Raw genomic sequence first — 15,678 nt, forward strand, 5'->3', positions numbered from 1 at the left:
CAGAGTGCTCAGTCGTAGAGCCCCGCGAACAAGGCCGGGCAGGCCGCCGACAGGGTGCCGTCCACCACCATCTGGCGCGCCGCCTCGATATCGGGGGCGAAGAAACGGTCCTCATCATAACGCGCCACGCGGCTGCGCAGCGCGGCGTGCACGTGTTCGAGCTGGGGTGAACTGGTGAGCGGCCGGTGGAAATCGATGCCCTGGCAGGCGGCCAGCGTCTCGATGGCGAGAATGGTGGCCGTGTTCTGGGCCATCTCGTCGAGCCGGCGCGCGGCATAGGTGGCCATGCTCACATGGTCTTCCTGATTGGCCGAAGTGGGCAGGCTGTCCACACTGCCCGGGTGGGCCAGCGACTTGTTTTCCGAGGCCAGCGCGGCCGCCGTCACATGGGCGATCATGAAGCCCGAGTTCACGCCCGGGTCGCGCACCAGGAAGGGCGGCAGTCCGGACAGGGTGGCGTCGATCAGCAGGGCGATGCGGCGTTCGGCGATGGCGCCGATTTCGGAAATCGCCAGCGCCAGATTATCGGCCGCGAAGGCGACCGGCTCGGCATGGAAGTTACCACCCGAGACCACGGCCACGCTGCCGTCGCTGAAGATCAGCGGATTGTCGGTGACGGCATTCGCCTCGGTCAGCAGCACGCGCGCCGCATGGCGGATCTGATCGTGGCAGGCGCCCATCACCTGCGGCTGGCAGCGCAGGCAGTAAGGGTCCTGCACGCGCTCGTCGCCCACCAGATGGGAGGCGCGGATCGCGCTGTCTTCCATCAGCTTGCGGTAGATGGCAGCCAGGGCGATCTGGCCGGGCTGGCCGCGCACGGCGTGCACGCGCGCGTCGAAGGGCGCATCACTGCCCTTGGCCGCGTCGAGCGACAGCGAACCGGCGATCACGCCCGCCTCCAGCAGACGTTCGGCCATGAACAGGCCATGCAGGGCCAGCGCGGTCGAGGCCTGGGTGCCGTTGATCAGGGCCAGCCCCTCTTTGGCGGCCAGCACCACCGGCGCGATGCCGGCCGCTTCCAGCGCCTGGCGCGCCGGCAGCAGCTGGCCGCGCACGCGCACCATGCCTTCGCCCAGAATCGCCAGCGTCATGTGCGACAGCGGCGCCAGGTCGCCCGAGGCGCCGACCGAGCCCTTGACCGGAATGGCCGGCAGAATATCGGCGTTGAGCGCGGCGATCAGGGTATCGACGATGATGCGGCGCACGCCCGAGAAGCCGCGCGCCAGCGAGGCGATCTTCATCACCATCACCAGGCGCGTGACGGCCTCGCTCATCAGCTCACCGGTGCCGACCGAATGCGAGAGGATCAGGTTGCGCTGCAGCTGTTCCAGCTTGTCGTCCGGGATGCGCGTCTTGGCCAGCAGGCCGAACCCGGTGTTGATGCCATACGCCGCATCGCCCTTGGCGACGATGGCCTGCACGGCCGCGGCGGCAGCGTCGATGGCCGCGTAGGCATCGGCGGCCAGGCGCACCTGCACGGGCGCGCGCCACACCGCGCGCAGGTCGTCCAGCGTCATCGCGCCGGGTTGGAGCACAAAAGTCGTCATCACTTCACCATCGGGAGTTGGAGGCCGAAACGCTTGGCGCAGGCAATGGCCAGATCATAGCCTGCGTCGGCATGGCGCATCACGCCGCTGGCGCAGTCGTTGACCAGCACGCGCGCCAGGCGCTTCTCGGCGGCGGCGCTGCCATCGGCCACGATCACCACGCCGGAATGCTGGGAATAGCCCATGCCGACGCCGCCGCCATGGTGCAGCGAGACCCAGGTGGCGCCGCCGGCCGTATTGAGCATGGCGTTCAGCAGCGGCCAGTCGGACACCGCATCGGTCGCGTCGCGCATGGCTTCGGTCTCGCGGTTCGGGCTGGCCACCGAGCCCGTATCGAGGTGGTCGCGGCCGATCACGATCGGCGCTTTCAGTTCGCCGCTGCGCACCATCTCGTTGAAGGCCAGGCCGGCGATATGGCGCTCGCCCAGGCCCAGCCAGCAGATCCGCGCCGGCAGGCCCTGGAACTGGATGCGCTCGCGCGCCATGTCGAGCCAGCGGTGCACGCGCGCGTGCTGCGGGAACAGCTGCTTGATCTTGGCGTCGGTCTTGTAGATGTCTTCCGGGTCGCCCGACAGGGCCACCCAGCGGAACGGGCCGCGCCCTTCGCAGAACTGCGGGCGGATATAGGCCGGCACGAAGCCGGGGAAATCGAAGGCGTTCTGCACGCCCTGGTCAAACGCCACCTGGCGGATGTTGTTGCCGTAGTCGACAGCGTGCACGCCCATCGCGTGGAAGTCGAGGATGGCCTGCACATGCACGGCGGCCGAGCGGGCGGCGGCCGCCTTCAGCTGCGCGTGCTGGGCCGGGTCCTGCTGGGCGGCCTTCCACTGGGCCACGCTCCAGCCTTGCGGCAGGTAGCCGTTGATCAGATCATGGGCCGAGGTCTGGTCGGTGACCAGATCGGGCTTGATGCCGCCGGCGCGGGCGCGCTTCACCAGCTCGGGCAGGATGTCGGCCGCGTTGCCGAGCAGGCCGATCGACACCGCCTCGCGCCGCGCGCAGTGCTCCTGCACCAGGGCCAGCGCGTGATCGAGGTCGCGCGCCTGCTTGTCCAGGTAGCGCGTGCGCAGACGGAAGTCGATCGAGCTTTGCTGGCATTCGATATTCAGCGACACCGCACCGGCAAACGTGGCCGCCAGCGGCTGCGCGCCGCCCATGCCGCCCAGGCCCGCCGTCAGAATCCAGCGCCCGCCCCAGTCGCCGCCAAAGTGCTGGCGCCCGGCTTCGGCAAAGGTCTCGTAGGTGCCCTGCACGATGCCCTGGGTGCCGATGTAGATCCAGGAACCGGCCGTCATCTGGCCGTACATGAACAGGCCCTTGCGGTCGAGTTCATTGAAGTGCTCCCAGGTGGCCCACTTGGGCACCAGATTGGAGTTCGCCAGCAGCACGCGCGGCGCATCGGGATGGGTCTGGAACACGCCGACCGGCTTGCCCGACTGGATCAAGAGGGTCTGGTCGTCCTCGAGCGTGCGCAGCGAGGCCAGAATCTGGTCGAAGCAGGCCCAGTTGCGCGCGGCGCGGCCGATCCCGCCGTACACGACCAGGTGCTTGGGGTTCTCCGCTACTTCCGCGTCCAGATTATTCTGGAGCATGCGGTAGGCGGCCTCGGTCAGCCAGCTCTTGCAGCTCAGGGTGCTGCCGCGCGGGGCGCGGATTTCACGGCTGGCGTCAAAACGCGGATCGTGCTCGGACATGCTGGGTCTCCTCGATGAACGATAGGACCAGTCTATGTTGTCTATACAACTTAGTCAAGCGCGGTCCCGGCGCCACATATGCATTTGCAATTTATTACCAAAGCCGGGCCGCTTCGCTATGATGCAGCAGGCGTCGCCCACCGGGCGGCCTTGTGCAACCCAATCCGAATCCGAGGAACCCATGCGTGCATTCCGCATCACCGCCCTGGCGGCGGGGCTGGCCCTGTCCTGCGCCGCCAACGCGGCCGACAGCGACCGCTGGCAGCTGCCGGTCAGCGTCAAAAAACTCGACAACGGCCTGACCGTCGTCGTCACCGAAGACCACAGCTCGCCGACAGTCGGCGTCAGCGTGGTCTACCACGTCGGCATGCGGCTCGAGCCGAAGAACCGCACCGGCTTCGCCCACCTGTTCGAGCACCTGATGTTCCAGGGGACGCCGAATGCGCCCAAGGGCGTGTTCGACAAGGTGATCACGGGCGGCGGCGGCAATAACAACGGCTCCACCCGCGCCGACTTCACCAACTACATCGAGACCGCGCCCGCCTCCGCGCTCGAACCGATCCTGTGGATGGAAGCGGACCGCATGAAGACCCTGGACTTCAACGAGAAGACGCTGAAGAACCAGCAGGACGTGGTGAAGGAGGAGATCCGCGTGAACGTGAAGAACCAGCCCTACGGCGGCTTCATGTGGATCGACATCGGCCAGCACGCCTTCCAGAAATGGGAGAACAACCACGATGGCTATGGCAGCTTCCAGGACCTGGAATCGGCCAGCCTGGAGGACGTGCGCGCCTTCCACCGCGACTACTACGGCCCGAATAACGCCGTGCTGGCGATTGCCGGCGACGTCACGCCGGCGCAGGGCTTCGCGCTGGCGCAGAAGTACTTCGGCGGCATCGCCAAGCGCCCGGTCCCGGCCGGCACCGACTTCCAGGAAGGCCTGAACACCGAAGAAAAACGCGTGTCGCAGACCGACGCGCTGGCCCAGGTGCCGGCGATTGCCGCCGCCTGGAAGATGCCGGCGCGGACCAGCAAGGACCTGCCGGCCATGGCCGTGCTGAGCGAACTGCTGGCCAGCGGCGACGCCTCGCTGTTCTATCAGGGCCTGGTCAAGGGCCGTGAGCTGGCCCTGAACGTCAGCGGCCTGTGGGGTCTGACCAGCCCCTGGGAGTTCGACGGCCCGACCCTGTTCACCGTGTTCGCCCTGTACAAGCCGAATACCGACGCCGACACCGTGCTCAAGGCGATGGACGAAGACATCGCCCGCGTCAGCAAGGACGGCGTGGACGACGCCACCCTCAAGCGCGTGAAGACGCGCATGCTGGCCAACTGGAACAACAAGCTGGAAAGCTTCATCAACCGCGCCGACACCCTGGCCAAGCTGCAGACCCTGTGGGGCGACGCCAAGGTGGTGAACCAGATTCCGGCCTGGATCGACGGCGTCAGCGCGGCCGACATCAAGCGCGTGGCCGCCACCTATCTGACGCGCGCCAACCGCACCGTGATCGACCGAAAGCCGGCCCCGAAAGCCCCGGCCGCCGACAAGAAATGAGGAGCCCAAGGATGAAACCACTGATGCTCGCCGTGAGCCTGGCCCTGCTGGCCGGCCCCCTGGGCGCCGTCGCCGCCGACACGCCGCTGCCCGCCGCCCTGCCCGCCTACGGCAAGGACAAACCGATCCCCGCGCCGAAGATCACGCGCCAGACCCTGGCCAACGGCCTGGAAGTCTGGGTGGTGCCGCGCCAGGGCCTGCCGCGCGTGGACTTCGTGCTGGCCGTGCGCGGCGCCGGCTTCAGCGCCGACGACGCCACCCATCCCGGCTTTGCGAATATGCTGGCCGGCCTGCTCAATGAAGGCAGCGCCAAGCACGATTCGCGCGCGCTGGCCGAACTGGCCCAGGGCATGGGCGGCGCCATCGGCGCCAGCGCCAGCCATGACGGCATCAGCGTCAGCGCCAACGCCCTCGCCTCGCAGGCCGCGCCGATGATGGCGCTGCTGGCCGAAGTGGCGCGCACGCCCGTGTTCCCGGCCAAGGAAGTCGCCCTGGCCAAGGGCAATGCCCTGCAATCGCTGAAGGTGCAGGAAGCCCAGCCGGGCTTTCGCGCTACCCGCGCCATGAACAAGCTGATGTTCGGCGAGCACCCGTATGGCGCGGTCGACCCGAGCGTGGAATCGATCCAGTCGGTGAGCGAGGAGCTGCTGCGCGCCGAACACGCCAAGCGCTTCCGCCCGGACCGCAGCCTGCTGGTGGTCAGCGGCCGCATCACCCCGGCCGAGGCGCTCAAGCTGGCCAAGGCCGCATTCGGCGACTGGCAGGCCAACGGCGCCGCCGCGCCCGATGCGCCGGCCGTGCAGCCGGCCGCCAAGCCGGCCTTCGTGATGCTGGAGCGGCCGGGCAGCGTGCAGGCCACGCTGCGCATCGGCGCGCCGGGCATCGCCGCCACCGCGGCCGACTATGTCCCGCTGCGCATGGCCAGCACCATCCTCGGCGGCGGTTTCAGCAGCCGGGTCAACATGAATCTGCGCGAGGAAAAAGGCTATACCTATGGCGCCTCGGCCGGCACCATCAACTACCGCCTCGGCGGCCGCATGTCCGGCGCGGCCGATGTGCGCAACGAGGTGGCCGGTGCGGCCCTGGGCGAATTCTTCAAGGAGTACCGGCGCCTCGGCACGGAGCTGGTCAGCGACGCCGAAATGCAGATGAACCGGCGCTATGTGGCCGGCACCTATCTGCTGACCAATCAGCTGCAGCGCGCCGTGGCCAACACCCTGGCCAATAACTGGCTGATCGGCCTGCCGGCCGACTTCCTCGGCCAGTATGTGCCGCTGGTGCAGAAGGTGACGCCGGAGCAGGTGCGCGCGATGGGCAAGAAGTACTTCAGCCCCGAAGCGCAGTCGATCGTGGTGGTCGGCGACAAGGCCATCCTCGAGCAGCTGAAGACCTACGGCGACTTCAGCATCCAGCCGAAGTAAGCGCGCGCCGCCGCTAGCGGTTCAGGGCGGCGGCCACGTAGACCAGGGGCGCGTTCCAGTTGATCGCCACCTCGTTGCTCGCGTAGCTGCACACGTCATCGAGGTAGGACAGAGCTGGCAAGGCGCTCGGGTAGGCCTGCCTGCAGTGGGCCGCATCCTGCTGGCCCGGCTGCGGGCCGCCCACCACAAAGCCCGGCACCGGGTCGGCGATGCCGTCGGCTTGGGACGGGCGGTGGTGCGGATGGCGCGGCGGATTCCAGCCCTGCCCCGTGACCAGACTGCGGCCCAGCGCATTGCGGCCCAAGACGTAGTCGAGCGCCGACTGGGCCGCGCGCACATAGTCCGGATGCGGGCGCTGCGCGTTCGCCACCAGCAGGGTCATGGCCTGATTCAGCAGCACCGCATTACTCCCCCAGACGAACTCCCCGGCCCGCATGCTGATGCGGTAGGGCGAAGCGCGCCACTGCGCCAGCAGGCTTTGCGCCAGCGCCTCCAGGCCGGCTTCGATCCGGGCCACATCGGCCGGCGGCGCCAGGGCGCGCCGGTGGTGCGACAGCGACAGGTAGACCAGCCCGCTCACGTCCTGCCAGTCGGCCACGCGGGCTGGCAGGGTCTCCAGGCCGATGGCGCGGTAGAAGGCCGGCTCCCCGGTCGTGATGAACAGCTCCGCCGCCGCCCAGGCGAATTCGTCGCGCAGCTGGTCGTCGCCATATTCGCCCGTCTTGACGTCGGCCGGCTGCACATAGATCTGGTGCGGGTGGGCCTGCGCCCAGGCCCAGGCGGCGCGCGCTGCCTGCAGCATGCGCGCCGACGCCGGCTGCGGATAGACGCGGCTGGCGACCGCCATCACGGCGGCGAAATCGAGGGTCGCCGCGGTCGACTTCTGCACCACGTAACGCGGCGTGGTGGCCTGATGCGGCATCACCATGCCGTCGAATTCCAGGTTGGTCAGCTTGTGATAGACGCCGCCATCGGCCGGGTCCTGCATGCTGAGCATCCAGTCGAGATTCCAGCGCGCCTCCTCCAGCACGCCGGGCGCGCGCAGATGCTCGTGCGCGGCCAGCAGGGTGTAGGTGGCGATGCCGGAATTGACGATGTATTTGTTGTAGTCGCCCGCGTCGTACCAGCCCTTGGGACTGGAGATCAGCGTACCGGCGGGCCGCCCGGGCGAGGCGGCCGAGGCGTGCACGCGCACTTCGGTATCCGGATGACCGGCCGGGCGCGCATACGGCCCCGCGATGGCCATACCGGCGCGGTTGTAGTAGAAGGCCTTGAGAGCCGCCGTATACAAGGCGTCGTAAGGCCGCGGCTGCAGCACAAAGGGCGCGCTGGCGGGCAGGCCGGCCACCTGCAGGCGGTAGCGGCCGGGCTGACGCCAGGCCGAAAAATCGGCCAGCTGCAGGTCCTCGCCCGAGGCATCCCACACGCCCGCCGCCTGCAGGGGCCCGCGCCACACGGTCTGGCCGCTGGCCGCATCGACCACGCTGAAACTAGCGGCCGCTGTGCGCGGCACCACGGCCAGCTTGGCCGCATCCGGCGCATAGCCGACCGTATTGAGCTTGATGCTCTGGGCGCCGGCCAAGGGCGCCAGCGCCACGCAGGCCAGCAGCAGCCACTTCACGCGCCGCCCTCCTCGGCATGGTGGAAGGGCGCGTACCAGGTGGCGATGAAGGACGGGATGGTGGCGGCCATCACCAGCCAGAAGTAATTGACGTAGCCGAGCGCCTCCTGCAGGTAGCCGCTGGCCATCCCGGTCAGCATGCCGCACATGCCCATCAGGCCGGTGCCGAATGCGTAGTGGGTGGTGGCGAAGCGGCCCGGCGCCAGCTGCTGCATCAGGTAGATCATGAAGCCGACGGAGCCGAAACCGAAGGCGAATTTTTCTATCACGACGCCGGCGCCGATCACGTACAAGTCGCTTGGCTGATAAATGGCCATGGCGAGGAAGGTGGCGATCGGGATATTCAGCGTGCAGCACAGCGTGAACAGCACCGGGCGCAGACCACGCCGCGCCACATACCAGCCACCCAACAGCGAACCGGCCAGCACGGCCAGCAGCCCATAGGTGCCGTAGACGATGCCGAGCAGCTCATTCGACATGCCCAGCCCGCCCTTCTCGACCGGGTCGACCATGAAGAAGGGGCCGATCTTTTCGAGCAGGCCGATCGACACGCGGTACAGCAGCGCAAAGGCGACCATGCGCCACACGCCCGGCTTGTCGAAGAAGCTGGTGAAGGCATTGCGCAGGATACGCCCGGCCTGGCCCAGCGAGGCCGGGGTGTCTGCCGCGCGCGCTCCTTCCGGCATGGCGCGCGCATGCCACAGCGACAGCAGCAGCAACAGCACCGCCACGATCAGAAAGATCACGCGCCAGGACGCGATCCAGTCCGGCCCGAAGGCGTGGCGGTCGTGGTGGAAGACGTCGGCATGCAGGCGTCCGCTCAGGTAGACCAGCACGCCCGAGGCAAACACCGGGCCGATATTCCAGCTCAGGCTTTGCACGCCGCAGTACAGCGACTGGCTGCGCGTGTCGAGCGAGGTGACGTAGACGCCGTCGCTGGCGATGTCCATGGTGGCGCCGACGAAGGACATGATCCAGAAGAGCCCCATCATCAGGGCCATCGCATCGGGCATGCCCATGGCCAGGGCGACGCCGGCGAAGCCCAGCGCCAGCGCCACCTGGGTCAGCAGCACGAAGAACTTCTTGGTGCGGTACATCTCCACCACGGGCGCGAACAGGGGCTTGATCGTGTAGGCCAGTATCAGCATGCTCGAATACTGGGCGGCGCGGCCATTGTCCATGCCCAGATTCTTAAACATGATGGCCGTGACGCTGGTGAGCATCACATAGCCCATCGCCATCGCAAAATAACCAGTGGGGACCCACAGCAGGGGCGGCGGGGCGGACTTAGTGATGGAGGTAGTCATTGGCAGCGCTTTGCATGGGCGGACGCGCCGGTTCCTGGCGCAGGTGGGCTCGCAGCATGGTAGCCGCTCCCGCCAGGGCTGGATAGGGGGCGCGGATCACGTAGGTGGGAATCTGGGCATTGAAGTCGCTGAAGCGGCCCTTGCTCTCGAAGCGGCGGCGAAAGCCGGAGGCAGCGAAGAAGCCGCCCAGGCGCGGCACCACGCCGCCGCCGATATACACGCCGCCATGGGCATTCAGGGTGACGGCCAGGTCGCCCGCCACGGTGCCCAGCATGGCGCAGAAGGCATCGAGCGTGGCGCGGGCCAGATGGTCGCTGCCATCGAGGCCGGCCGCGATGATCTGCTCGGGCGTCGGGCGCGCCGGCTGGATGTCGCCGCTGGCGTCGGCCAGGGCCGCGTAGATCAGCTTCAGGCCGGGGCCGGACACCAGGCGCTCGGCCGATACATGCTCGTGAAAGCGCCAGCAGTAGCGCAGGATCTGCATCTCGCGCTCGTCGCGCGGCGAAAAGGCCACGTGCCCGCCTTCGCTTTGCAGCGCGTAGTGGCGCCCGCCCGCCTCCACCAGCCCGGCCACGCCCAGGCCCGTGCCGGCGCCCAGCAGGCCGATCACCGCACCGGCGCAGCGGCTGCCCTGCCCCACCTGTTCGAGGTCGGCGGCCTGCAGCTGCGGCACGGCCATGGCCAGGGCCGCAAAATCATTCACCACCAGCAGGGTATCGAAGCCCAGGGCGGCAGCGGCCGCGCGCACCGAAAAGCCCCAGTGGTGGTTGGTCATGCGGATGCTGTCGCCATGCACCGGGTTGGCAATGGCCACCACCGCGTGGCGCACCGTCAGCTCGGGAAAGCAGGCCAGATAGCTGGTGACGGCGTCCTCGAAGCGCTGGTAGCGCGCGCACGGCAGGGTCGCGGCCTGGCTCAGGATACCGGGCGCCGATTCGAGCGCGAAGCGCGCGTGCGTTCCGCCGATGTCGGCCACCAGACGCGGTCCATCGGCATAGGCAGTGCTTGGCATGGCAGACTCCTTGTCAGTTCAGGCAGCGGCGCGGCCGGCGCGCTGGGCGGCGATCCAGTCGCGGTACCAGAGCGCGCTGTCCTTCAGCGTGCGTTGCTGGGTCGCGTAATCGACATGCACGATGCCGAAGCGCTTGGCGTAGCCGGAGTCCCACTCGAAGTTGTCGAGCAGGCTCCAGAGGAAGTAGCCGCGCACGTCGACACCGCCGGCGATCGCCGTGGCCAGCGCGGCGAGGTGGGCGCGCACATAGTCGATGCGTTCGCGGTCATGGCGCGGGGTGGCGCTGGCCATGCCGTTCTCGGTGATGTAGATCGGCGGCAGCGTGTACTCGGCGTGCAGGGCCAGCAGCAGCTCGCTCAGGCCTTGCGGATAAATCTCCCAGCCCATGTCGGTGCGGCCCAGCGCGCACGGGGCCTGGCGCGGCGGCTGCTCGGCGCTGCAGTAGGCGCGGAAGTAGTAGTTCACACCGAGGAAGTCGAGCGGCTGATGGATCACTTCCAGGTCGCCGGCGCCGATGCGCGGAGCATGCGCGCCATGATGGCGCAGCGCCAGCTCCGGATAGCGGCCCTTGAAAATCGGGTCCATGAACCACTGCACCGAGCGCGCGTATTCGAGCGCGGCGAGCGCATGGTCGGCGGCGCTGTCGGTGGCCGGGTCGGCCGTCCACTGATTGAGCACGATGCCCAGCGCGGCCGGCTGGTTCTGGGCGCGCATGGCGCGCATGGCCAGCCCGTGCGACAGCAGCAGATGGTGCGACACCTGCACCGCCGCCGCCGGATCGCGCAGGCCGGGCGCGAACTGGCCGGTGCCGTGGCCGAGATTGGCCGTGCACCAGGGTTCATTGTGGGTGGCGATACTGGCCACACGCGTGCCGAAGCGGTGCGCCGCCTCCTGTGCGTAGTCGGCAAAGCGCTGGCAGGTATCGCGATTGAGCCAGCCGCCTTCATCCTGCAGGGCCTGCGGCAGGTCCCAGTGGTAGAGCGTCAGGTGGGGCTGCTTGCCCTTCTCCAGCAGGGCGTCGATCAGGCGGTCATAAAAACCGAAGCCGGCCTCGTTCCAGGCGCCGCGGCCATCCGGCTGCACCCGCGCCCAGGCCATCGAGAAGCGGTAGGCGTCCACCCCCAGGCTGTCGATGATGTCCACGTCTTCGCGGTAGCGGTGGTAGTGGTCGCAGGCTACGCTGCCGTCGCTGCCGTCCTTGATCCGGCCCGGCTGGCTGCAGAAGGTGTCCCAGATTGAGAGGCCCTTGCCGTCCTCACGCTGCGCTCCTTCGATCTGAAAAGCGCTGGTAGCGACGCCCCACAAGAAATCGGGCGGCAGGCGAATGTCGTTCATGCTGTGTGCTCAGGGTTGAAAACGGGGCGGACCGGATGGCCCGCCCGTGGCGGTAGCGATCAGAAATCGATACCGGCGTTGATGCCGATCGTGCGCGGCGGCAGATACTGGGCCACCCACACGTTACTGCCGTTCATGGCGCTGGTCTTCACGCGGCCGTCGCCGACGTTGCGCACATAGGCGTCGATCCAGAACTGCTTGGCGCCCTGATAGCGCAGGCCGATATCGGTGCGCGTGTAGGCGGCCTGCTGGTCGTTCGGCCCGAGGTTGAAGACCGACAGCTCCGACTTGGTCTCGTAGTGGGTCGAGATGCGCGGGGTCAGGCTGCTGCCGTCGCCGAGGCGGAAGGTGTGCTGGTACAGGATCTGGGCCGAGAAGGTCGGCGCGTGCGGCATGGTGTGGCCGGTGACGTCGACGCAGTTGATGTTCAGGGCCGGGCAGAACGGCAGCGCATAGTCGTTCGAGCCGGCGATCAGGGCGCCCAGACGCGAGTGGGTGTAGGACAGGGCCAGCTGCAGCTTGTCCTCCGCACTCAGTTTGGCCGCGATCTCCGCCTCCACGCCGTGCACCTTGGCGCCATCGACGTTACTGGTGACGAAGCTGTGCGAGCCATCCGGATTGGTCACCGGCGCGCTGAACTGGAAGTCCTTGAAGTTCTCCGAGTAGAGCGCGGTGTTGATGCGCAGGGCGCCGCCGAGCAGGGTGCTCTTGCTGCCGATCTCGTAGTTGGTCAGGGTCTCGGCGCCGTAGGTGCGGCCGCCATCCTGCAGGCCGCCGGCCTTGAAGCCGGTCGACACCGAGGCGTAGATCATGTTGTTGCGGTCCAGGTCCTGGCTGAAGCGCAGCAGGCCGGTCATCTTCGAGCCCGAATAGCGGCCGTCGTTGGACGGCTTGCCCGGGTTGTAGCCCTGGCCCGGCTTGGTCGGATCGATCGAGGCGCTCAGCGGCACCTGCGGCACCTTGCTGTCGTAGTTCCAGGTGTAGCCATTGCCGCCTTCATTGGTGCGCTTGTCCGAGGTGTAGCGCAGGCCGCCGGTCAGGTGGCTATCGCGGCTCAGGTTCCAGGTGGCCTGGCCGAACACGGCGCGCGAATCGACGGTCTCCTTCGGCTGGATGAAGGAACCCTGCCAGGCCACGCTGCCCTGCTGGGTGCCATTCATGATCGGGATGTCGAAGCGGATGTCGTTCTTTTCGGCCGCGTAGTAGAGGCCCAGCTGCCAGTCGATCTCGCGCTGGCCGACCGAGTTCAGGTTCAGCTCATGGCTCTGGCTCGCGTAGTGCGAGTAGACGGTGTTATTGGCCTGGAAGGTGGCGCCGCTGCTGAAACTGGTCGGCGCTTCGCGCCCGCCGTCCTGGTCATAGGTGGACGAGCCGCTGAAGCGCGAGATGCCGGCCACATAGGCCAGGGCCACATCGGGGCTGAGCGCGTAATCGACGCGGCTGCGGATCGCATTGACGTCGCGGTGCAGGGCCGGCGCGGTGTCGATCAGGGCCGACCAGGCATCCTGGCCGGCGCGCGGGGTCTGCATCAGGTTCATGCTCGGGGTGCCGCGGTCCTGGAAGCGCTCATACGAGATATTCCACTTCAGGCCCGGGTTGGGCTGGTACAGCCAACTCAGACGCACGCCGCTCTGGTCCTGGGCGTTGTAGCGCGGGCCATTGGTGACGAACTGGTTCGGATTGATCGGCTGGAAGCTGGCCGCCGTTCCGCCCGAGGCCAGATAGGCCGCCTTCTGGGCGTCGAGCGAGGGCGCATTGAAGGTCTGGTACTTGACGTAGCCATCGTGCTGTTCGTGGACCAGGGCGATGCGCAGGGCCGAGCTGTCGCCGGTCGGGATGTTCATCGCGGCGCGCACGCCAAAGCGCGCGTAGTCGCCCATGCCGCCCTGCAGGCTGGCCGTGGTCTGGCCGAGCACCGGCTTCACGGTCTGCATGTTCACGGCGCCGACGGTGGAATTGCGGCCCCACAGCGTGCCCTGCGGCCCGCGCATGACTTCGATCGCCTCCAGGTCGAACAGCAGCGCGGTCGCGCCTTCCGGACGCGGCGCGTAGACGCCGTCGACGAAGATCGCGACTTCGGGGTCGGCGTATTCGGTCTTGGCGCTGTCATTGCCGATGCCGCGCATGGTCATCGTGATCACGCCATGGTCGCCCTGGCCGGTGGCCTGGAAGCTCGGCACCAGGGCCACCACGTCCTGGATGGTCTGGACATGGGCGTCGTCGAGGGCCGCCGCGTTCAGGGCCGTGATGGCCACCGGCGTTTTCTGCAGCGAGGTGGCGACCTTGGTGCCGGTCACCACCACCTCGGGAATGGCGTTGGGGTCGGCTTTCGCCGCCGGCGCGCCGGTTTGCTGGGCATGGGCCGCGTGCATGCCGGCCAGCAGGGTAAGGATGGCCACTTGAATGGGGGTGCCGGCGCGGCGCCGGGCGGGCGGTGCGGAAAAGCGCATGTTGTCTCCGATATTTTTGTTGAAAACGTTTTCTTTTGCCGTGAAAACGTTTTCATGCTACATTTTGACGAAATAAAAAGTCAACAGTTTTTTTCAAGGAGACCCCGCACCATGGCCACGGCTGGCGTCAAACGGATCTTGATTGTGGGCGGCGGCAGCGCCGGCTGGTTATGCGCGGCCTACCTGGCCAAGGCCCTGGGCGGGGTGCAGATCCGCCTGGTCGAGGCGCCCGAGGTCGGCGCCATCGGCGTCGGCGAAGGCAGCTTCCCCTCGCTGCGCAGCACCCTGGCGGCGCTCGGCATCAGCGAGGCGCGCTTCGTGCGCGATTGCGGCGCCACCTTCAAGCAGGGCATCGTGTTTCGCGACTGGGTGCGCGGCGACGATGCCTACCTCCACCCCTTCAGCCTGCCCAGCCAGCGCCCGGGCGCGCCGGAACTGCTGCCCTACTGGCTGCGCGGCCTGGCCGGCGACACCCCGTTCGCCGAGGCGGTGACGCTGCAGGCGGCCGTGGTGGCGGCCGCGCGCGGGCCCAAGCATGCCGGCGATCCGCCCTACCAGGGCGCCCTGAATTACGCCTACCATTTCGACGCGGCGCGCTTCGCGGCTCTGCTGGCCGCACACGCGCGTGCGCTCGGCGTCACCCACCTGCAGGACCATGTCGAGGGCGCGCAGCTGGATGCGGCCGGCCAGATTGCCTGCGTCCACACGCGCCAGCACGGCGCGCTCGAGGCCGACCTGTACATCGACTGCAGCGGCTTTCGCGCCCTGCTGATCGGCGCCGCCCTGCAGGCGCCGTTTCACAGCGTGGCCGACACCCTGTTCTGCGACAGCGCCCTGGCCGTGCAGGTGCCCTACCCGCAGCCGGACGCGCCGATCGCCTCGGCCACCATCTCGAGCGCGCGCACGGCCGGCTGGATCTGGGACATCGGCCTGCAGGAGCGGCGCGGCATCGGTTACGTCTACTCGAGCCGCCACACCGATGACGAAGCCGCCGCGCGCGTGCTGCGCAGCTATGCCGGCAGCGCGGCCGAGGATCTCGCGCTGCGCAAGATCCCGATGCGGCTCGGCTACCGCCGCCAGCAGTGGATCGGCAATTGCGTGGCCATCGGCCTGGCCGGCGGCTTCGTCGAACCGCTCGAAGCCTCGGGCATCGGCCTGGTCGAAACGGCCGTGCAGATGCTGGCCGCGCTGTTCCCGCACAATGGCGAGATGGCGCCGGCGGCGCGCCACTTCAATGCCTTCATGACCGCGCGCTACGCCGGCATCGTCGACTTCCTCAAGCTGCACTACTGTCTGAGCCAGCGGCGCGACAGCGCCTTCTGGAGCGACAACGCCGACCCGGCCAGCTGGACCCCGGCGCTGCGCGACAAGCTGGCCATGTGGCGCTGCCGCCCGCCGCAGCGGCTCGATTTTCTGACCGACGTCGAGATGTACCCGCCCAGCAGCTGGCAGTTCGTCCTGTACGGGATGGGCTTCCCGCGCGCCATGCCGGACAGCCCGGGCCTGGCCGCCCAGGCCGCAGCTGCGCAAGCCGAATTCGCCAACCTGGCCAAGCTGGCCCCGCACGCGGCCGCGGGCCTGCCGGCGCACCGCGAACTGGTCGCCGCCCTGTGCGCGCGGGCCGTCTGAAAACGCTTTCAGAAACGGATTTCCTGGCTTTTGAGCAACAGAATGGTGGCGGTGGCAAGAATTTGTGAAAATCTATGGTAATCTCGGGATGAAAAGGTTTTCACAAACAA

General features: G+C 68.0%; 10 protein-coding genes. 3 read left to right on the forward strand and 7 right to left on the reverse strand.

Annotated features, from left to right (window positions below):
- Nucleotides 1–8 precede the first annotated feature (8 nt).
- Both hutH and hutU read right to left on the reverse strand, forming a co-directional pair.
- Nucleotides 9–1,547 (reverse strand): histidine ammonia-lyase, encoded by a 1,539-nt coding sequence (gene hutH / locus LZ005_RS18235; protein WP_237809930.1) that lies wholly within the window; start codon nt 1,545–1,547, stop codon nt 9–11.
- The gene (hutU, locus tag LZ005_RS18240; protein WP_237809931.1) at nt 1,547–3,241 is read right to left on the reverse strand and encodes a urocanate hydratase; all 1,695 of its coding nucleotides are present in this window, start codon (nt 3,239–3,241) and stop codon (nt 1,547–1,549) included. Before hutU ends, hutH begins: the two co-directional genes overlap by 1 nt.
- Nucleotides 3,242–3,422: 181 nt before the next feature.
- Here hutU and LZ005_RS18245 point away from each other — a divergent pair, with 181 nt between their 5' ends.
- Together LZ005_RS18245 and LZ005_RS18250 are read left to right on the forward strand one after the other, a co-directional pair.
- Nucleotides 3,423–4,793, forward strand: a complete 1,371-nt coding sequence (locus LZ005_RS18245) for a pitrilysin family protein (RefSeq protein WP_237809932.1) — start codon at nt 3,423–3,425, stop codon at nt 4,791–4,793.
- A gap of 11 nt (nt 4,794–4,804) precedes the next feature.
- A complete protein-coding gene (locus LZ005_RS18250) occupies nt 4,805–6,214 on the forward strand; it encodes a pitrilysin family protein (protein ID WP_237809933.1) in 1,410 nt (469 codons plus the stop codon).
- A 13-nt stretch (nt 6,215–6,227) separates the two neighbouring features.
- Here LZ005_RS18250 and LZ005_RS18255 read toward each other — a convergent pair whose 3' ends face one another.
- Genes LZ005_RS18255 through LZ005_RS18275 form a run of 5 tightly spaced genes read right to left on the reverse strand, consistent with a single transcriptional unit; the run spans nt 6,228 to nt 13,939 of the window.
- On the reverse strand, nt 6,228–7,835 hold the full coding sequence (locus LZ005_RS18255; protein ID WP_237809934.1) for a glycoside hydrolase family 9 protein: 1,608 nt from the start codon (nt 7,833–7,835) through the stop codon (nt 6,228–6,230).
- Nucleotides 7,832–9,142 carry an MFS transporter gene (locus LZ005_RS18260; RefSeq protein ID WP_237809935.1) on the reverse strand — a complete coding sequence of 437 codons (1,311 nt, stop codon included), beginning with the start codon at nt 9,140–9,142 and terminating at the stop codon, nt 7,832–7,834. The genes LZ005_RS18255 and LZ005_RS18260 overlap by 4 nt, the downstream gene beginning before the upstream one ends.
- Nucleotides 9,123–10,154 (reverse strand): glucokinase, encoded by a 1,032-nt coding sequence (locus tag LZ005_RS18265; protein ID WP_237809936.1) that lies wholly within the window; start codon nt 10,152–10,154, stop codon nt 9,123–9,125. Before LZ005_RS18265 ends, LZ005_RS18260 begins: the two co-directional genes overlap by 20 nt.
- Before the next feature lie 18 nt (nt 10,155–10,172).
- Entirely contained in the window at nt 10,173–11,489 is a 1,317-nt protein-coding gene (locus LZ005_RS18270; RefSeq protein WP_237809937.1) for a GH1 family beta-glucosidase, read from the reverse strand.
- 59 nt (nt 11,490–11,548) lie between these two features.
- Nucleotides 11,549–13,939 (reverse strand): TonB-dependent receptor, encoded by a 2,391-nt coding sequence (locus tag LZ005_RS18275; protein ID WP_237809938.1) that lies wholly within the window; start codon nt 13,937–13,939, stop codon nt 11,549–11,551.
- A gap of 111 nt (nt 13,940–14,050) precedes the next feature.
- Between LZ005_RS18275 and LZ005_RS18280 the strand changes: the two genes are divergently transcribed.
- On the forward strand, nt 14,051–15,568 hold the full coding sequence (locus tag LZ005_RS18280; protein ID WP_237809939.1) for a tryptophan halogenase family protein: 1,518 nt from the start codon (nt 14,051–14,053) through the stop codon (nt 15,566–15,568).
- Nucleotides 15,569–15,678 lie beyond the last annotated feature (110 nt).

Origin of the sequence: Massilia sp. TS11, assembly GCF_022012445.1 — a bacterium.
Taxonomy (GTDB): Bacteria; Pseudomonadota; Gammaproteobacteria; order Burkholderiales; family Burkholderiaceae_D; genus Telluria.

What these genes read in the sequence shown, in the direction of transcription:
- hutH (WP_237809930.1), bottom strand. Translation starts at nt 1,547, where the DNA reads ATGACGACTTTTGTGCTCCAACCCGGCGCGATGACGCTGGACGACCTG.
- hutU (WP_237809931.1), bottom strand. Translation starts at nt 3,241, where the DNA reads ATGTCCGAGCACGATCCGCGTTTTGACGCCAGCCGTGAAATCCGCGCC.
- LZ005_RS18245 (WP_237809932.1), top strand. Translation starts at nt 3,423, where the DNA reads ATGCGTGCATTCCGCATCACCGCCCTGGCGGCGGGGCTGGCCCTGTCC.
- LZ005_RS18250 (WP_237809933.1), top strand. Translation starts at nt 4,805, where the DNA reads ATGAAACCACTGATGCTCGCCGTGAGCCTGGCCCTGCTGGCCGGCCCC.
- LZ005_RS18260 (WP_237809935.1), bottom strand. Translation starts at nt 9,142, where the DNA reads ATGACTACCTCCATCACTAAGTCCGCCCCGCCGCCCCTGCTGTGGGTC.
- LZ005_RS18265 (WP_237809936.1), bottom strand. Translation starts at nt 10,154, where the DNA reads ATGCCAAGCACTGCCTATGCCGATGGACCGCGTCTGGTGGCCGACATC.
- LZ005_RS18270 (WP_237809937.1), bottom strand. Translation starts at nt 11,489, where the DNA reads ATGAACGACATTCGCCTGCCGCCCGATTTCTTGTGGGGCGTCGCTACC.
- LZ005_RS18275 (WP_237809938.1), bottom strand. Translation starts at nt 13,939, where the DNA reads ATGCGCTTTTCCGCACCGCCCGCCCGGCGCCGCGCCGGCACCCCCATT.
- LZ005_RS18280 (WP_237809939.1), top strand. Translation starts at nt 14,051, where the DNA reads ATGGCCACGGCTGGCGTCAAACGGATCTTGATTGTGGGCGGCGGCAGC.